Raw genomic sequence first — 17,939 nt, 5'->3', positions numbered from 1 at the left:
TGCCGCGAGGCGCATCGAGCGCCTATTGGCGGTCTGGGTGCGGAGCACTACCGGCCGGCCGGGAAGCGCGTTGGCGAACCAGCCGGGGGCCACGGCGCGCGCCTCCGCGCCGTACCCGCGGTCCCCACGCTTCCGACAGCAACAGGTAACCGAGCGGCCTCCCCGACATGCGAGCAGCTCGATGAAAGGAGAAGGCCCAGGCGCTGTCCTTGTTGGGCCCTACGGACGCCATTCCTGGCGGTAGCCCGGGTGCTCGGTGTACGACTGCGCCAGCACCTTGAGTGCGTAAGCGAGGCCTGCGTGGCGTGTATCCGTCGGGGCCATGGCCTCGTACTCCCTGGCCAGCATGTCGACCAGGTCGAGCATCGGCAGGTGGCTGTCGAGGAGGGCGTCGCCACCGAAGCGGTGGGCCACCTCGGCATAGGCGTGGTTGTCCGCCATATTGCGGTCCCGGAGGAATCTCACGAGGTCGTCCATGGGCTCATCTTCGCCTACCGGCGAGCGGCATCGGCCGAGCTCAACTTGATGAGCCCGCCCGACGAGCTGGCTCTTCGACCGCGTTGCGTTGCTTGTACGCCTCCGCGTCGAAGGCCGGTGGGCGACCGCCGATGGGGGGCTTCGCCGCAGGCTGCTCGTCGGCGCAACTCGCCCGGTGGGAGGCCCTGTTGGGCGGGGCTGCAGTGTTGGCGGACTCGGGTTCGCCAGTCGGTGCCCGGTGCGTTGCGTAGACGGAGTTGGTTCAGTTTTCGGGCGGCCTGGTCGCGCGGGCGTACTCGGTGGGGGTCTGGCCGTAGTGCTTCTTGAAGGCTCGGATGAAGTGGCTGCTGTCGGCGAACTGCCAGTGGGCGGCGAGTTCCGAGACGGTCGGTCGGCCGGGCCCGGCGGTGAGGGCGAGGCGGGCTTCCTCCAGGCGACGGTGGCGGATGTAGGTGGTCGCCGACTCTCCCACTGCGGCGAAGGCCCGTTGCAAGGTGCGTACGGAGACGTTGAGTTCACGCGCCAGCATCGGTGGGGAGAGTTCGGGGTCGGCTAGTTGGCTGTCCGCGAGGTCCTTCGCGGCTTGGGCGAGTGCCGGGGCCAGGCGGGGTTCCATGTCGTCGAACCGGCTCTGCGCCACTGCCTTGGCCAGCTCGATCAGGCTGCTGTGGGCGGCGTGCACACCGGCCGGACTGAGGTCGGCCATCGTTGCGTGGACCATGTTCGCGTGGGCCGCCAGAAGGCGTATCTCGGGTGAGTCCGCCGACCCGGTCATGATCCTGTTCCCCAGCAGGGGTTTGAGCATCGTGGCGGGCAGGACCAGGACCCGCGCCGTCGTGTTGGGCACCGTCTCGAAGTGCGACGGCCGCCCGACGTGCCGGAGGAGGAACTGCCCGCCAAGAACGGTGTGTTCGCCACCATCGCGCGAGCCGCCCAACGTCCAGGCTCCGCGCCGGACGACGTACAGCCGTACCTGGTCCTCGACACCACGCGGGATGCCCGCGGTACGGACGGCCGACACACCGTGGACATCGGTGATCGCCACGTCACGAATCTTGGCGACACGGCTCTTGACCCGGAAGTCGGCGATCGTTTCCGGGCTGTAGGTCGGCTGCGGGAAGCGATCACCGATCCGCGTCTCCCACTCGCGCAGGAAGACGTCGAATCCTCGCGGTACGGCCCCCGGGACGGTGGAGTCCACGGAAAACGCACCGAGCGTTCCGTCGGCCTCCGCTCCAGTGCTGCTCATCGCAGGCCGGTCCCCTTCGTTGCTCCGCCGCCGACTTGTGGCGCATCTGTTCTGCTCGGACGCCGCGCCGGTCCAAGTGCGGGCAGTGCCAGCATTCCTAGGCTTCTGAGGGAGAAGCAAACCCGGGCCGTTCCGGGCCCGGCGCACACGAAGGACAAGAGACTCGTGAACCAAGAGAAGTCCAGCCGCGTGGCAGTCGTCACGGGTGCCGGTGCCGGCCTCGGAGCGGCGATAGCGCACCGGTTCGCCACCGACGGATACACCGTGGTGCTCGTCGGCCGTACGGAGGAGACTCTGAGGCAGACCGCCCAACAGGGCCCGGACGGCGCGGACATGTACCCCTGGGTCGGGGACGTATCGGACCTGGATGCCATCACCGCGGTCATGAACGGAGTGGCCGATCGGTTCGGACGCCTGGACGTCTTGGTCAACAACGCGGGCGTGGCGATTCCGGGCACTGTCGACCAGATCGACATGGACAGCTACCGGACCATGATGAGCACGAACGTCGACGGCGTCTTCTTCGCCTCGCGAGCCGCGCTGCCCCACCTGCGGGCGGTGCGCGGATGCATCGTCAACGTCGGGTCCGTGGGTGCCATGCGCGGCGATTGGTCCCAGGCCGCCTACAACGCGACCAAGGGCGCGCTGGCGAACCTGACCAACGCGATGGCGCTGGACCACGGCCGTGAGATCCGGGTCAACGCCGTCCACCCCGGCGTGACGCTCAGCAGCCAGTTCATCCGCGACGCACTCGCCGAGGAAACGGCCCTGCGCAGGCGTTTCGTGGATCGTGTGCCCATGGGCCGGCCGGGCGAACCGTCCGAGGTCGCCGCCGTCGTCGCCTTCCTCGCCGGTCGCGACGCCGGGTTTCTCAATGGAGTGCACATTCCCGTGGACGGAGGCCTGACCGCGTCGAACGGCCAGACGAACCTGTACGGGATCGACAACTGACTCCTCGACGGCGAGAAACCGTTCGCATACGTCAGCCCGTCGTACGGTCCTGGCCCAGGAGGGTCCAGGTCGACTCGAACCAGTCCTGCATGCTCGTGAAGAACATGGAGTCGTGCGACTGCTCGTCCTCTTCTCGGCGGTGGTACGAGAGGGTCGAGCCCAGGCCGATCACGTCCAGGGCCTCGATGTCGGTACCGTCGCTGACGGTGACCGTGCGCTCGACCACGTCATAAGTCCCGTACAGCATTACGGAGTTGTTGAGCACGTACAGCTTGCAGTGCGGGGTCAGTGGCACTCTGCGGATTTCCAGGCGGGCGTCCACGCCCGCCTGACGCAGTGCCTTGCAGCACTCCTGCATGTCCTTGAGGTGTGTGCGGGTCATCGTCTGCCAGCGTTGCCAGACCCTGTGATCGTCCGGAGCCTTGGCGCGTGGGTAGGCGAGAGGCGCGTCCTCCCAGGGAAGGAGTACGCGGACGTGCAGGCGCTCGGGTGAGATCTCCTTGGTCAGGGCCCGCTCCGTCTGGTGCCTCAAGTGGTGGGCCAGAGTTTCGGAGGTGAGCGTGAAGACGTCCAGAGACACCGTGGGTTCCTCGAACGCCGCGTCGATCAGCGGGAGGAGCAGGGCGCGACCGCGCCGCTCGGTAGCCGGCCCGGCCGGGTCGACAGAGGGGAGCCTCAGCACCCGGCTGCCGCTGCCCCGTCTTGACTCGATCCAGCCCTCGGAGTCCAATTGCCGCAGGACCCGCTGGACCGTGTCGCGGGAGACTCCGTACTCGGAGGCCAGGGACCGCTGCGGGGGCAGCATGTCACCCGGCCGGAACACTCCGTTCGCCAACTGCTCACGCAGAGCGTTGTCCACCCGGCGGAACTCCGGGCCCCTATGGTCCCCGCTTCGAGACGACACCACATACCGAATCTATCGCCTCCGCCCACCTGATGAATGGCGGTGGACGAGGCCGGGGCCGGGCTGGCGACGCGGACCACGCCCCCGCGCTTGCGTCCCGACTACGGGCCCGGCCCGCCGGATCCGCAGCAACGGATCGTCGGTCAACCAGCGTGCCCCACCCGGCCGTTCAACTTGTTCCGCCTACCGAAGACGAGCAGCGCAAGCCCAGTTCGGCCAACCGGCCCGAGGCGCTCGCACCCTGCACGCGAGGACCCTTCCGAGACTGGGCGTACCAAGTCCCGCGGCAGCGATCACGAACAGCGTTGCTGCATGCCAGCGAAGGTCAGGGGAGGATGGAATCGACATACCCTCCGTCGACCCGCAGCGCGCCGCCCGTGGTGGCGGAGGCAAGGTCGGAGCTCAGGTACACCACCATGTTGGCGATCTCCTCGGGTTCGATCAGGCGCTGGAGGAGAGACTGTGGGCGGTGCTGTCGCATGAAGGCTCGCTGAGCCTCGTCCCACGGCAGGTCGCGGTCGACGAGCTGGTAGACGAAGTCCTCGACGCCGCCTGTATGGGTCGGGCCGGCGATGACGGAGTTCACGGTGACGCCGGTCCCCGCCGCCTGCTTGGCGAAGCCTCGGCCGACCGCGAGGAGGGCGGTCTTCGACATGCCGTAGTGGATCATCTCGGCCGGGATCACCACCGCGGAGTCGCTGGCGATGTACTGGACGCGGCCCCACCCCTGCTCGGTCATCCGCGGCAGATAGGTGCGGGTCAGACGGACAGCGGCCAGCACGTTCACTTCGAAGTAGCGACGCCATTCGTCGTCCGTGATCTCCATCGGGTCCTGGGCGCCGAAGATGCCGAGATTGTTGATGAGGATGTCGACGTCCGGCAGGGCTTCCTGGGCGCCGGCGGCGCCCGCCTCGGTCGTGACGTCGGCCGCGACGGGGACGAAGTCGCCGTCCGGCACGTCGGCCTTGAGCTGTTTGATGGACTCCTCGACCCTGCCCTGGTCGCGTCCGTTGACTCCGACCCTGGCGCCGGCCCGTGCGAGTCCGGCCGCGATCGCGGCTCCGATGCCTTGGGTGGATCCCGTCACCAAAGCGGTCCGGCCTGTGAGGTCCAGGCGCATGTCATTTCCTTCCCGACGCAGGTTCCGCGGCCATCAGGCCGTCACGGCACTTCTTCTCCTCAAAGCGCCCGATCATGTCCGGAAACCTTGGGGTGGGGCAGTACGGGTGACTGCTCCCGCGCCGTCCAGACGTGCCCTGAAGGACCGCATCCGCTTCCGCATCCGCTTCCGCATCGGCATTCGCGTCCCGGCGGGCGTGGCTCAGCAGACGCTGCCTCGCCGCCTGGCCAGCCGCGACCCGGTCTGGCCTGCCCCGGTCCGTACCGGCGTGGCCGACCCGCTCGGCCGGCCACCACCAGCTCCCAGTCCTGCCCCCGCGCCGCTTCCGGTTCCGGTGAGAAACCTCACCGTGTCCTACGCGGCGTCGGGACCGTCGAGAAACCGAAGCAGCACGGCGGCCTCCGCCCGGAGCCGCGCGGCCCGGTCGGCGTGGGCGGGCGCAGTCAACTGCGCCGCAACCTCAAGTCGCTCCGCGGCCTCGGCACGCACCACATCCACCACACCGCGCTCGCTCAGCTCACACCGCGCCGCCTCGGTGGCGCCCGCACCGACCGGCGACTGCTCAAGGGCCACGCCGCGCAGCTCGGCTTCGTCCACGGGCGCCGCCTCGGCGTTGTCCAGCGCGGCAAGTGTTGACCGCAGGGCGCTCACCGCGGCCTTGTCACGGGCGCGCATCGCTTCCGGCAGTGCTTGACGCATACGAAGACGAACAGACATGCCGGTGACCTTATGGCGGGAGCCCTTGGACCCACAACGCGATATACGCACAGCTCCGGGCCCACCGCCGACTGAGGCACCCCGGGTTGGCGGGTCGGTCAGCCCCGGGCCATCGCGATGGCCCCGGAAAGCCTCTCTCCCGCCTCGTAGATCATGTATGGGACGCCGCCGTCGGTGCCGAAGGAGGGTGCCGCGGCGCGGCCGTTGTCCGGGGCGGTGCCGCGCGAGTTGTAGAAGACGCCGAGGTGGGTGCGCTTGGTGAAGTCGTTGCCGACTTCGGTGATCATGATGTCGCCGCCACTCGCCTTGTCCTTGTTGTAGACGACGTAGGTGCTGTTGTTGCGGTGGAGGAGGTGCGGGCCGCCGACGTTGACGGCGCCGACGTCGCCGTGCCGGATGAGCGGCTGCTGATCGTAGGCCCAGGTGCGGCCGTCGGCGGACCAACCCCAGTGGATGTCACGGTGGTTGGTGGTGTTGTTGAGCATGAAGACCATGACGTAGCGGGCGCCGCGTGAGGGCAGGTCGTGGCGGAAGACCCGGGCGTACGACGTCTCCGTGGTGCCCGCCGGGAGCATGGACGTCGACAGCACGACCTTGTCGTACGTGAAGTGGATCCCGTCGGTCGAGCGGGCGAGGCGGGTCGTGGTGTTCTCTCCGTGGAAGTACAGCCAGAACTCCTTGGCGTCCTGGTTCCAGAGCACATGGGGGGACGAGACATGGCTGACGGAGTAGTGCGGTGACCACTTGTTGGAGACGATCGGGTTCGACGGGTACTCCGTGAACGGCCCTTCCAGCGAGTTGCCGTATGCCAGGCAGATGCCGCCGGGCGCGTCGTGCGGCGCGTAGTACAGGTAGTAGCGGCCGAGCGGGGAGCTCAGCTTGTCGTAGACGCCTCTGATGCAGGGGAAGATGATCTCGCCGGTCGGGTTGTACTTCAGCTTGGACGGTGTCAGAAGGGTGCGGACGTAGGTGTAGTTGGGGAATCCGCCGGGCGCCGCGGCCGCGGGCTGGGACCCCAGGGCCGTCCCGACGGTGAGGGCGGCTCCGGTGGCGGCGGTGGCGCGCAGGAAGAGACGTCGGTCGGGGTGTTGCTCCTGCATGGTGGCTCCAATGACAGAAGGTGTGTGGCTCGGAGGGCCCGAACGGGCCCGCGCTCAGAGGTAGGTGGCCGCGGTCACGCACAGCCCGCCGAGGGCGACCGCCCAGACGTACGGCAGCGTGCGCACCATGACCTGTTGGGGAGAGACGCCCGCGTACTGGGCGCTCCACACGGTCTGTGTGCTGGTGGGGTCGGCGACGCCGAAGACCTGGTTGTACGAGGTGGCCATGCCCAGGACGGCGACCGCGGGGTAGATCCCGGCGGCGATGAGGACGCCGGCGATGCCCGCGCCGAGCCCGAACACGTTGAGGGGGCCGCGGTAGAGGCACAGCGGGACGAGGAGCGTGAAGACGAGGACGAACACCACGGGGTTCTGCGGGCTGACGGCCTTGACGAGCGGTTCGAGTGCGTCCACGGCGCCGGGCAGTTTCACGGCCGCGAGCAGGATGCCGATGGCGATGAACAGCACGAGCGGCGGGGCCGCCACCTCGAAGCCGCCGTACAGGGTGCGTAGCAGTCGCTTGTTCATCTTGCCGGGCCTGGTCGTGGTGACCAGCGCGTACAGGACTCCCGCCAACAGCGAAGGAATGATGGCGAGTTCGAAACCCAGGGCGAGAACGAGCGGGACGGCGGGGGCGAGCAGCGCGTACCAGGGCGCGTCGCCCAGCTCCGCGCGACGTGAACGAGGCTTCGCGCCGGAGGAGCCGGGAGAGCCGGGGGAGTCGACGGACTTGAGCGACCAGGCGTGCTCCGTGCCACGCCGTCGCGTCTCGACCAGGACGAACGCGAGAGCGGCGGCCAGGGCGAACGGGAAGAGCTTCACCATGAAGCCGCGCACGGTCGGGATCGGCAGTTCCAGCGCGGTGGAGAAGAACTGCCACAGCGGCAGCTCGAAGGGGATGCCCACGGCGATGCCCATCAGCACCGTGCCCGCGGCGGTCACCTTGGGCACGCCGACGGCGATCATGGCGGGGATGCCGATGATCCCGGCGAGCATGGCGGCGGGTGCCGAGCCGGTCACCGTACCGACGAGTGCGGACACGGCGAGGACGCCGAGGGCCACCACGGTCGGGCGGTCACCGCCGAACTCGACGATCTTGCGGACGAGCGTGCCCGCGATGCCGGTCTCGTCGAGGAGTTTGCCCAGCCAGGACCCCAGAATGATGGCGATCATGGTGGCGGCCAGGGCCGGCGCGCCTTCCTGGAGAACGGTGTCCAGCACGCTGTTCTTGCCGGTGAACGGCGCCCCGGCGAGAAAGGCGATGGCGACGGCGAGCAGGGCCAGCGCGAAGGCGGTGGGCAGTCTGCGGGTGAGCATCAGGGCGACGCCGGCCGCCATGACGAGAAGGATGACGACACCCATGGGTCACTTCTCTCTTCCGGGCCGGGTGAGTTCCGCGCGAAGCGCGGCGGTGAGGAGCAGGGGGCCCCGACCGAGTCCGCAGACGGTTCGGGCGTAGGCGTGCGCCGCGACCTCCTCGGCGCCGGCGACATGACCGGCCATGCGGCGGCGTCCCAGGCGCAGCACGGTGTGGTCTAGCGCCTGCTTGAGTGCGGCCTTCGCGGGGCCGTGGTGGAGGTGGGCGTGCACCGCCTCGTGGGCCAGCGCGGCCGCGCGCACCGAGCCCGTCGGGTACCAGGCACGCCAGCCGCGGGCGTCGACCAACTCCTCGGCGAGGGCGAGCGTGTCGGTGTACAGCTCGACCGTCGGGGGCCGTGACGTGTAGCGCGCGAGCAGCATCCGCTCCAGCCCGTCGTCCCGCTCGACCACGCGTGCCGTGGACGCAACGGGCGCGAGCCGGGAGCCGAACTCGTCGGCCCTGCGGGCCCATTGGCGCAGCAGTTCGCGGTCGCGGCCCTCGTGGGTGGGGGTGGCGGCCAGCAGTCGTACGGCCCACTCGATGTCGTCGACGGCCGCGAGATCCGTCGACGCCTCGCCCCCCAGGGCGAGTTCGGCGGCCGTCATGACCGTACCTCCAGCACCGCGACCACCGGCTCGTCGGCCGCTCGGGCGCGCAACTCGCTGCGGGCCAGCGCCAGTAGAGGCTGGGGGTCGAGGACGCCGGACAGGTCGGCGATACGGGCGCCGAGCAGCAGCCGCAGGGCAGGAGCGCGCACCCCGCCGTCGCCGTACGAGGTGGATTCGCCGACCAGCCGCGCGAGGACCTCCGGGGCACCGGCCACGGTGGTGGTCTCCACGTGGGCGTCGGCGGCGTGGTGGCGTACGACGCCGTCCACGTCGACGATCCGTATAGGGCGGCGGGTCGCGCGCAGGCGGCGGCGCGTCTCGGTGCCGTAGACGGTGTGGGCGGCGGTGCCCGCGAGGACGTGGACCGCCGCGGGGTCGGTCTTGAGGCTGGCCGCAGCGGCCCGGAGCCGCTCGGTGTCGTCGGCGCGGTGGGACCGGTCCTGGGTGCGCAGTTCGGTGGCGCCGGTCGCGACCGCGCGCACGGTGTTGGTCTGCGGGTCGACGGTGACCTCGACCTCGACACCCTCGGCGGCGGCGCCCTGGGCGACGACCGCCCGCTCCGCCTCGGCCCGTACGGCGAGGATCTGTTCCTGCGTGGCACCGGGCACGATCCGCTCGACCTGTTCCCGGACGAGGGCGAGGGCGACGCCGATGGGGCTGATGACCTCGTTGTGACGGGCGATCCGCCCCTCCATGTCACTGCTGAGGGCGAGGTGCGGGGTGACGGACGCGGCACCGCCGCCTCCGCCGACGAGGATCGCCGTGTCCTTGTCGAGGCGGTAGTCGCGGATCATGGCGTCCACCACCGTCTTCACCTGCGCGATTCCCGCGTCGAGGATCCGTGTCGCCGCGGTCGCGACGTCGGTGCCGAGATGGGCGGCCAGCGGCGCGATCGCGGCACGCGCGCTCTGGGGGTCGCAGCGGGCGAAGTCGCCCTCGGGGACACGGCCGAGGGCATTGGCGGCACAGGTCAGGGTGACGGCGAACCGCCCGCCCGCCGCGTCGATCACGGCGTAGTCGGCGGGGTCGCCGTCCATGGGCCGGACGGTGTCCACCTTGGCGTCGCGCAGTTGGTCGGGGGAGGCGAAGCAGGCGTACGGCAGCCCCGCGATGTGAGCGCTGCGCGGTCCCACCCCCGTCACGCGGCCGCCGCCGATCCGCACCATGGAGCCACCGCCGACACCGACCGTGCGCACGTCGAGGGCGCTCAGATACGAGGTCTTGCCGAGGATGGTGGCGTGCCGGACGGCGACCTTGCCGCGGCGTACGACGCTGATGTCGGTCGAGGTGCCCCCGGTCTCAAGGAACACGCCCTCGCTCACCCGCTCCTGCATCAGAGCGCCCGCGACTCCGGCAGCCGGTCCGGACAGGACCGTCAGGAGCGGTCGGCGGCGCATCTCGTCGAGCACCATCACGCCTCCGTCGCAGCGCATCACCATCAGCGGCGCTGTCACGCCCGCCTTGGTGATGGAGGCGTCGACGAGGTCGGCGGTGGCCAGCATCCGGGGCAGGATCGCCGCGTTGACGACGGCGGTGCGGGTTCGTTTGTGCAGCCCGTACAGCGAGGTGATCTCATGTGCGGCGGTCATCGGCAGCCCGTACGGCCGTGCCGTGTCCAGGACGGCCTGCTCGCCCTCGGGACGGTCGACGCTGAACGGCTGGCTGGCGACGAGGACTTGAGCGCCGTCGCCCTTCAGCTCCTCGACGGCGTGGCGGACAGCGGCCGTGTCCTGAGGGTCCGTGACATGCGCGTAGGCCAGCGGAAGCCTTTTGCCGGGGGTGAGTTCGAGCTTGCCGAACGACGCGAGGCGGCGGGTGAGCACCGCCGCGGGGCCGGTCCCGATGCCGATCAGTCCGACGGTCGCCACGTCGCCCTCCAGGAGGGCGTTGGTGGCCTGGGTCGTGCCGTGCGCCAGGAAGGCGACGTCGGCCGGGGCGCAGCCGGTCTGCTCCAGGAGCCGGTCGAGTGCCTCGACGATGCCGTGTGCGACGCCGTCCTCGTGATGGTGGCTGGTGGGGACCTTGACCTGCCCGAGGAGTTCGAGGGTCGTGGCGTCCACGGCTACGGCGTCGGTGAAGGTTCCGCCCACGTCGATGCCGACGCGGATGCGGGGTGTGTTCATATCCGTGCACCTCCTTGTGCTGGATCGGTTCGCGCGGGCGATGGCCGGGCGGGCGGATGGATCCGCCCGCCCGAACTCCCTCCCAGGCGGGGGTCGTTCAGTAGCCGCGTACGTCCGGCCAGTGGCGTTGCACTCCGTCGCGGTCGAGCAGCCGCGCGAACTCCTCGAACCGCTTGTCCTCGGCCTGCACCTGGTGCGGCTCGACGTCCTCGGCCACGCAGTGCGCGGCCAGGGCACCGGCGACCTCGCCCACGTTCCACTCCACCGGGTGGAGGCGGTAGCAGCCGTTGGTGATGTGCGTGGTGCCGATGTTCTTGCCGGCGGGCAGCAGGTTGCGCACCCGGCGCGGCACGAGTGCGCCGAGCGGGATCTCGAACGGCACGGACCCGATGTCGATGTAGTTGTCGCCGCCGGTCGAGGGATGCAGGTCGATGCGGTAGCTGCCGACGCCCACCGAGTCGCGATGCCGCGTGCCGCCGCGTGGGCCGACGATGTCGATCGCCACGTCGTGCTCGGTGACCGTGGTGACGGCCTTGATACGCCGGGACTCACGGACGTACGCCGCCTTGGCCAGGCCGTCCGCCGTGCCGGTCACGTCCGGGCGGATCCGCAGTCCCGGGAAGCCGGTCCCGCCGTCCGCGCGCGGCGCCTCGGTCTGCAGCCAGTGCAGCAGCGACAGCGACAACTGCCGTGCCTCACGCAGCGCTTCGGCCTCCTGACCGATGTACGGCTTGAGCCAGTAGTCGTTGAGCGGCCAGTTGACGAGCGTGATGTCGGAATCGAAGGCGCCCGGCGCGTGCAGCTTGCGGGCGAGGATACGACGGAAGCCCCACAGCTCCTTGTCACCGGCGTCGGCACTCTGGTCGGCGGAGACGCTGAGCGGGTCGAGGGCCGGATTCGGTACGAAGGTCCGCGGCACCGCCTCCAGCGTGCGCGGGTCGGGGGCCTCGAAGCCCAGCAGCGGGCCCGGCCAGAACGAGGGCCGGTGGTCGCGCCAGAAGTCGAAGTCTTCCGGGCGGTCGATCGTGTGGTCCTCGCCCTCGTGATGGGAGAGCGCGAAGCAGACCGTGATGCCCTGCTGGTTGAGAGGCTGAGCCTCGTCGGGGGCGTGCGGCTCGTCGAACTCGGCCTGCGCTTCGGCCCCGTTCGCGTGCTCGACACCCGCGAGGTCGAGGAGTTCACCCGTCTCGGTGGCGTCCAGGACGTAACGCGCGGTGAGGGTGCGATGTGTCCCGTCGCGCAGGTCCTTGAGGGTCACCGACCGTACGACATCGTTGTCGGACTCGGCGGAGATCGGCCGGTGCTCGGTGAGTACGGTCAGCCGTCCCGCCGCTCGGTGGGGTGCGAGCATGCCCTCCAGGACGGCGAGGGCGGCCTTCGGCTCGTGGCAGAGCTTGCTGACGCGGCCGGCTCCCGGGTTGAGGTCGGTGAGCGCCAGGGCCTCGGCCCGCAGCGGGTACCAGTGGCGGTAGTACCTCCGGATCTCCTCGCGCATCCGCCGGTACGAGGCGGTCGTGCCGAACCTTTCCACCCACGGGTGCTCGTCGGGCGGTACGGCCTGGCTGGTGAGCTGGCCGCCGATCCAGTCCGTCTCCTCGGTGAGCACGACGCTGCGTCCTGCCCGGCAGGCGGCGAGTGCGGCGGCCACACCACCGAGGCCGCCTCCCACGACGAGGATGTCTGCTTCGGGTATCACGCTTCTCCTTGCTGCTGGATCAGGGGCACAGGGGGTGAGGCCGGTACGGACCGTGCTCAGGGACGGGCACGCGGCGGTGCGGTCGTCGGGCCCGGGCGGAAGACGCAGCTGACGAGTGGTTCTCGTGCCTCCTCGCCCGCGACGAGCGCGGCCAGCAACCGCACGGCGGCAGCACCCAACTGCGGGCGGGGGATGTCGAATCCGGTGGGTTCGGGTTCACTTGCCAGGTCGGCGGGCGGGCTGCCGAGCAGGGCGAGGGACACCTCTCCGGGGCAGTCGAGGCCCGCCTCGCGCACGGCGGAGAGCAGGCTTCGCCAGGCCGCCCCGGTGTCGGTCTCCTCGGCGACGAAGGCCGTCACTCCTTCATCGACCCAGGCGCGCAGCCGTTCGGGGCTGAGCTCCCGCTGCGGATCCGCGGACCGGAAGACGGCTGTGGGCCCGGAGGGCAGACCCGTTGCTACCAGTCCTTCCAGGAAGCCGCGCTGACGGTCCGTCGAGGCGGGCGCGTCGTCGTCCTCACGGACGAGGACGATGCGCCGATGCCCCAACTCGGCCAGATGGCCCACGACTTCACGCGTGGCCTCGACATAGTCCGCGCCCACCCAGGCCACGCCCTCCAACTCCTCGCGGCGGCCCAGGTGCACGACCGGGAAGCCGTCCTCGACCAGCCGTTTGAGCTCCGCCCGGGGCGTGTGCCGACCGATGAAGAGACAGCCGTCGGCGAGCCGGACCCGGCTCAGGGCGTCGGGACCCGTGGCCCCCGCGCCGCCGGTGCTCGACCCGGTGAACAGCACCAGGTCGTAGCCGAGCGCCGCCGCCTCGCGCTCCACGCCGACCAGGAAGGGGTAGTACGAGTGCTGCACATCGGTCGGGAACGTGGCGGTGAAGCTGAAGACACCGAGCAGGTTGTTGCGGGCGGCGGCCAGTCGCCGGGCGGCCGGATCGGGCACGTAACCGAGGCTGCGGGCCGCCTCCAGGACCCGCTGCCGGGTCTCCTCGGAGATGATGCGTCCCTTGCCGTCGGGCTTCGGGGACAGCACCAGGGACACGGTCGCCTGCGACACCCCCGCGAGCCGGGCCACCTCGGCCTGCCGGGGCCGCGACGTACGACCGGCCGGAGCGGGCGTACGTCCGGGCCGCTTCCTGGGTTCCACAGTGCTTCTCTCCTCCGGGCAGCGCTTGGTGCTGTTGCCGACAGCGCGTTAATGCGTATTACCTAATGCGCATTAACGAGAGGTTGCACCTCCCGGCCCGGCGGGTCAAGGCATGGGACAGAAGTGCCGTGATGGAGAGCGGCACCCGAAGGCCCGTGGCGGCGAGGGTTCCGGTGTGACGTGGATCACTGCTGTGGGAAAACCTGTCGCCCGGGCCGGGCGTCTAGCAGGTGTGAGATCAGTCAGAGCAGCGCTGCACGAGGTGGACGAGGAGCGTCTCGTCCGGCTGGTGGCAAAAGGCGACCGTGCCGCGTTCGAGGAGCTGTACCGGCGTACGTCGCCGTGGATGGCGGTGCGGCTGCGCCGCCGGTGTATCGACGAGCAGATCGTCGCGGAGGTCATGCAGGAGACCTACCTGGCCGTGTGGCGCGCCGCGGGTGCGTTCGCCGGAACCGCGGTCGGGGGGACGGCCACCGGTTGGCTGTGGACGATCGCGGCGCGCCGCCTCGTCGACGCGTTCCGGCGCAGGGCTCACCACGCGGAGCCGCCGCAGGCCGCCGCTCCGCCCGACGTGGCGCCCGCCGCCGAGGAGTTGGCGCTCGCGGACACCGTCGGCGGTGATGTCGGGGACGCGCTGCGGTGCCTCGCGCCGGAACTGAGACAGGTACTGCAGGCCATGGTGCTCGACGGGCTGTCCGTCCGGGAGACCGCGGTCCTGCTCGGGCTGCCCGAGGGCACGGTCAAGACCCGTGCCCGCCGGGCCCGTATCGAGATGCGGAGGGCGCTGGCATGAGTGTCGAACACGCGTCGAAGCGGATCATCGAGGGGTACGTGCGCGGCGGCGCGGACCTCTCCGCCGACGAGGTGTGGGCTGTGGAGGCGCATCTGGAGATGTGCCGGGAGTGCCGTGACCGGTTGTCCGCCGCTGTCGGCGCGGGGGCGCCCGCCGTGGCGTCGCTCGTCGACACCGTGTGGTCCGGCCTCGAACCCCAACTCGCGGTCACTGCCACGATGCCGCGCCGACGGCGCTGGTCGGCGCCGCTGGCGAGGTGGATGACGCCCACGATGGTGCCGTGGCTGGCCATGGTCGTGGGCGTGACGCTGCTGGCCCTGCTGTTCGACCTGTCCGACACCGGCTCCGGCGAGGTGTCGCTGGTGCTGCTGGTCGCTCCGGTCCTGCCCGTGCTCGGCGTCGCGGCGTCCTGGTCGCGCGGTCTGGACCCGGCGTACGAACTGACGACCTCCGTGCCCAGGGCCGGGCTCTATCTGGTGCTGCGGCGCACCGCGTCCGTTCTTGCCGTGCTGGTCCCCGCGCTGCTGGTGGGCGGATGGGTGACGGGGGTGATGGTGGCCCAGTGGCTGCTGCCCTGTCTGGCCTTCACAGCCACGACGCTGGCGCTCGGCGGTGTCGTCGGTGTGACCCGCGCCGCCGTCGTGCTGGCCGCCGTGTGGGCCGCCGTGGTCGTGGCGCCGACCCTGGCCACCAGCCGTACGACCTTCGCCCTGCAGACGGACGGCCTGCCCGTGTGGGGGCTGATCCTCGCGCTCGGTATCGGTGTCGTGGTCGCCCGCAGAGGGGCGTACACCGTGCTGGGAGCTCATCAATGACCATCGGAAAGAACATGGGAAAGGAACACCACATGACGTCCGCCGTGAGCGCGGCCGACATCGCACCGACGGCCTACGCCTGGCAGATCCAGGCAACCGGGCTGAAGGTCAGGGTCGGCAGGAAAAGGATGGCCGTCGACGGCCTCGACCTGTCGCTGGGCACCGGCGTACACGGGCTCCTCGGCCCCAACGGGGCGGGCAAGACCACCCTCATCCGGACGCTGGCCACCGTGCTGCGTCCCACCGAGGGCAGCCTGGAGCTGCTCGGCGAGTCCGTGGGCGGCATGCGCGAGCACCGTGCGGTACGCCGCCGAATCGGCTATCTGCCGCAGGAGTTCGGCTACTACAAGCGCTTCACGGTGCGTGAGTTCATCGAGTACATGGCGTGGCTGAAGGAGGTGCCCAAGGCGGACATCCCCGCGGCGGTGCAGCGCGCCGTGGAGCGGGTGGGCCTGGCGGACCGCGCCGACGAGAGGATGAAGGCCCTGTCGGGCGGCATGGTGCGCAGGGTCGGCATCGCCCAGGCCATCGTCAACGACCCGACGATCCTGCTCCTCGACGAGCCGACGGTCGGCCTGGACCCGGCACAGCGGCTGCGTTTCCGCGAGCTGCTGCAGGAGTTGGGTACGGACACCTGCGTGCTCGTCTCGACCCATCTGGTGGAGGACGTCGCCGCCGCCTGCACCGACGTGGTGCTCTTCGCCGAGGGCCGGCTGGTCTTCCAGGGCCCTCCGGACGAACTGGCCTCGGCGGGCGGCCCCGAACACGTGGGTGACAGCCCGCTGGAGCGCGGCTACTCGGCCCTGCTGGCCAACCCCGAGCAGGGAAGGGGCACCTGGTGAACAGCCGCGTCCTGCGTATCGAGTTGAGGCGTTCGGTCGCCCCGTGGGCCGGCGTCGTGGTCCTGGCACCGGCGCTGGCGTTCCTGTTCCTGCTGAACGGCGCCTGGTGGAGTGGCACCACGGCGTGGACGGCCCAGTGGACACCACTGGCCCTGTGGACCCGCTCCCTGCTGTTCTACCTGTGGCCGCTCGCCGTCGGGCTCGGGGCACTGCAGGGACTGCGCGACCACCGCTCGAAGATGTCCGAGCTGCTGACGAGCACCCCGCGGCCCGCCCGGCACCGCGCTGCCACCCTGGCGGGCGCGACGGCGATCACGCTGGCCTCGGCCTTCGCGTTCCTGGTCCTCGTGGGTGGGGTCCAGGTGCTCGCGCACACCGAGTACACGCACCTCGGGTGGCTGCCGATCTCGCTGGTGGGGACACTCTTCCTCGTCGCGGGGGCCGTGCTGGGCATGGGGGCCGGGAGAGCCCTGCCGTCCCCGCTCACCCCGCCCGCGCTGGCCATGGGCGCCTTCGTGTTCACGGCCCTGATGCACATGTCGCTGGGCCGGACGGAGACGGACACGGCGGACGGGTTCACGAACTCGGAACCGAACCGGGTCTCGCTGCTGTCACCGACGGTGGAAGACGCGCGCGAGGCGTTCGTCACGCTCTCCGCCTCCGTGCACGTCGGACAGACGCTCTGGCTGCTCGGCATGGCCGGGACCGGCTTCGCGCTGCTGGTCGCCGTGACCCCGCGCGCCCGGCTGACCGCCCTGACGCCCGTCCTGGCCGGCGCGGCGATCGCCCTGCTTATCCTCCCCGCCGACGCGCGCCGGATGTACGTCGTCGACGAGGCCGCCGCGGAGCTGGTGTGCGACGGCCCGGTGTGCGTGACGAAGACGCAGCAGGCACGACTCGCGGACCTCGCGGGTCCCGGCAAGGAGGCGTTGCGCTGGCTGCACGGTGCCCTGGGTGATCAGGCGCCGGTCTCGATCCGCGAGAACACCGCCGTACTGCCGGAGGGCTCCACGCCGCAGTGGTCCCGCGAGACCGTGCTCCTCGACTTCGACGACTCCATCGTCGCCGCTGCGAAGGGCGAGGAGCTGACCCGGGCCCTGATCGCCAAAGGCATGGTGCCAGGGTGCACTCCCGTCGGCTGGAGCGGCTTCGGGGGAGATGAATTCGCGCAGACCGTCGCGGTCGGCTGGGTCCTGGGGGACCTCAAGCCGCTCGGCGGTACGCCGGCAAATATGCGTCGCGAGGTCGAAGCCGAGACCCGACCGGTGTGGAAGGAACTCAAGGCGCTTCCACGGGCAGAGCAACTCTCGCGGATCAAGGCGATGCGCGCCGTCGCGCTCTCCTGCGAGGGCGACCCGTTCGAGGTGCTGTCCGGCGGTTCGTCCCGGTGAGATGGCTGACGCTGTACGCGCGCTCGCGTCGGATACCCGCTTCGCTCGCCGCGGTGGTGATCGGCGCGCTGGCGGTGTGGGCACTCGCCCGGGACGAGGGCGCGGGGCCCGGTGATCCCAGGCTGCCCGTGCTCGTCCTCGCCACGGGGGTGATGGCCTTCTCGGTCGGGCTCGGCGGGCAGGACCTCGCGCTGGACCGGACGGCCGCGATCCGCTGGGTGCCTCGCAGAGCGGCGCATGTGCTGCTCTGCGGCGCGGTCGTCGCCGCGGTGCTGCTGACGGTGCAGAGCATGGGCGCGTCCATGGCCACCACCGCGTTCGTAGTCCGGGACAGCGCGGGCCTGATGGGGCTGGCCGCCCTGGGCGCGGCGATCTCGGGCGGCCAGTACGCCTGGACGCTGCCGTTCGCCTGGCTCTTGTTCTCGTTCTTCGCCCCGCCCCCGACGAGCGCGCCGATGGAGGTGGCGATGTGGATGCTGCTGCCTCCCGGCACGGCATCGGGCACCTGGACGGCCCTGGTCCTCACGGTCGTCGGCACCGCGGCCTACGCCGTCGCGGGACCGAGACGGTAGCCGGACCCCGATACCTCGGACCGGGAGTCACCATCGGGCTACGTCGGCAGGTTGATCGCGGCGACGC

The 17,939-nt window shown here is 70.6% G+C and carries 17 protein-coding genes; 6 read left to right on the top strand and 11 right to left on the bottom strand.

Translation table 11 applies throughout. The annotated features are described in order from the left end of the window. Nucleotides 1–219: 219 nt before the first annotated feature. Complete coding sequence (locus tag JEQ17_RS02960; RefSeq protein WP_200393692.1) at nt 220–477, bottom strand: DUF6221 family protein; 258 nt, start codon at nt 475–477, stop codon at nt 220–222. Between the two features lie 262 nt (nt 478–739). Next, nucleotides 740–1,726 carry a helix-turn-helix domain-containing protein gene (locus tag JEQ17_RS02955; protein WP_200393691.1) on the bottom strand — a complete coding sequence of 329 codons (987 nt, stop codon included), beginning with the start codon at nt 1,724–1,726 and terminating at the stop codon, nt 740–742. A 165-nt stretch (nt 1,727–1,891) separates the two neighbouring features. Here JEQ17_RS02955 and JEQ17_RS02950 point away from each other — a divergent pair, with 165 nt between their 5' ends. Beyond that, complete coding sequence (locus tag JEQ17_RS02950; RefSeq protein ID WP_234048035.1) at nt 1,892–2,677, top strand: SDR family NAD(P)-dependent oxidoreductase; 786 nt, start codon at nt 1,892–1,894, stop codon at nt 2,675–2,677. A gap of 31 nt (nt 2,678–2,708) precedes the next feature. On the opposite strand, the gene JEQ17_RS02945 is transcribed toward JEQ17_RS02950, so the two are convergent. The 9 genes from JEQ17_RS02945 to JEQ17_RS02905 form a co-directional block, all read right to left on the bottom strand. Then, complete coding sequence (locus JEQ17_RS02945) at nt 2,709–3,536, bottom strand: winged helix-turn-helix domain-containing protein (protein ID WP_234048034.1); 828 nt, start codon at nt 3,534–3,536, stop codon at nt 2,709–2,711. 370 nt (nt 3,537–3,906) lie between these two features. Next, the gene (locus JEQ17_RS02940; protein ID WP_200393689.1) at nt 3,907–4,701 is read right to left on the bottom strand and encodes an SDR family NAD(P)-dependent oxidoreductase; all 795 of its coding nucleotides are present in this window, start codon (nt 4,699–4,701) and stop codon (nt 3,907–3,909) included. 354 nt (nt 4,702–5,055) lie between these two features. Next, the gene (locus JEQ17_RS02935) at nt 5,056–5,376 is read right to left on the bottom strand and encodes a hypothetical protein (RefSeq protein WP_200401269.1); all 321 of its coding nucleotides are present in this window, start codon (nt 5,374–5,376) and stop codon (nt 5,056–5,058) included. A 140-nt stretch (nt 5,377–5,516) separates the two neighbouring features. Next, the gene (locus JEQ17_RS02930) at nt 5,517–6,518 is read right to left on the bottom strand and encodes a twin-arginine translocation signal domain-containing protein (protein WP_200393688.1); all 1,002 of its coding nucleotides are present in this window, start codon (nt 6,516–6,518) and stop codon (nt 5,517–5,519) included. A gap of 54 nt (nt 6,519–6,572) precedes the next feature. Next, nucleotides 6,573–7,880, bottom strand: a complete 1,308-nt coding sequence (locus tag JEQ17_RS02925) for a TRAP transporter large permease subunit (RefSeq protein WP_200393687.1) — start codon at nt 7,878–7,880, stop codon at nt 6,573–6,575. A gap of 3 nt (nt 7,881–7,883) precedes the next feature. After that, nucleotides 7,884–8,483, bottom strand: a complete 600-nt coding sequence (locus tag JEQ17_RS02920; protein WP_200393686.1) for a hypothetical protein — start codon at nt 8,481–8,483, stop codon at nt 7,884–7,886. Beyond that, nucleotides 8,480–10,609 (bottom strand): hydantoinase/oxoprolinase family protein, encoded by a 2,130-nt coding sequence (locus JEQ17_RS02915; protein ID WP_200393685.1) that lies wholly within the window; start codon nt 10,607–10,609, stop codon nt 8,480–8,482. The genes JEQ17_RS02920 and JEQ17_RS02915 overlap by 4 nt, the downstream gene beginning before the upstream one ends. A gap of 97 nt (nt 10,610–10,706) precedes the next feature. Further along, nucleotides 10,707–12,305, bottom strand: a complete 1,599-nt coding sequence (locus JEQ17_RS02910; RefSeq protein ID WP_200393684.1) for an FAD-dependent oxidoreductase — start codon at nt 12,303–12,305, stop codon at nt 10,707–10,709. A gap of 56 nt (nt 12,306–12,361) precedes the next feature. Continuing rightward, nucleotides 12,362–13,459, bottom strand: coding sequence for a LacI family DNA-binding transcriptional regulator (locus JEQ17_RS02905; RefSeq protein WP_234048033.1), 1,098 nt, complete (start codon nt 13,457–13,459; stop codon nt 12,362–12,364). A 232-nt stretch (nt 13,460–13,691) separates the two neighbouring features. Between JEQ17_RS02905 and JEQ17_RS02900 the strand changes: the two genes are divergently transcribed. From JEQ17_RS02900 to JEQ17_RS02880, 5 genes are read left to right on the top strand one after another with little or no spacing between them, the layout of a single operon-like run. Then, on the top strand, nt 13,692–14,252 hold the full coding sequence (locus JEQ17_RS02900; RefSeq protein WP_234048032.1) for an RNA polymerase sigma factor: 561 nt from the start codon (nt 13,692–13,694) through the stop codon (nt 14,250–14,252). After that, nucleotides 14,249–15,067 carry a zf-HC2 domain-containing protein gene (locus tag JEQ17_RS02895; protein ID WP_200393683.1) on the top strand — a complete coding sequence of 273 codons (819 nt, stop codon included), beginning with the start codon at nt 14,249–14,251 and terminating at the stop codon, nt 15,065–15,067. Before JEQ17_RS02900 ends, JEQ17_RS02895 begins: the two co-directional genes overlap by 4 nt. 32 nt (nt 15,068–15,099) lie before the next feature. After that, the gene (locus tag JEQ17_RS02890) at nt 15,100–15,909 is read left to right on the top strand and encodes an ABC transporter ATP-binding protein (RefSeq protein ID WP_200393682.1); all 810 of its coding nucleotides are present in this window, start codon (nt 15,100–15,102) and stop codon (nt 15,907–15,909) included. Next, entirely contained in the window at nt 15,906–17,300 is a 1,395-nt protein-coding gene (locus JEQ17_RS02885) for a hypothetical protein (protein ID WP_200393681.1), read from the top strand. The genes JEQ17_RS02890 and JEQ17_RS02885 overlap by 4 nt, the downstream gene beginning before the upstream one ends. Then, nucleotides 17,297–17,872, top strand: a complete 576-nt coding sequence (locus JEQ17_RS02880; RefSeq protein WP_200393680.1) for a hypothetical protein — start codon at nt 17,297–17,299, stop codon at nt 17,870–17,872. The genes JEQ17_RS02885 and JEQ17_RS02880 overlap by 4 nt, the downstream gene beginning before the upstream one ends. The last annotated feature ends 67 nt before the right edge of the window (nt 17,873–17,939 follow it).

Origin of the sequence: Streptomyces liliifuscus (assembly GCF_016598615.1) — a bacterium.
Taxonomy (GTDB): Bacteria; Actinomycetota; Actinomycetes; order Streptomycetales; family Streptomycetaceae; genus Streptomyces; species Streptomyces liliifuscus.
This window is presented reverse-complemented; position numbering and strand designations above follow the sequence as displayed.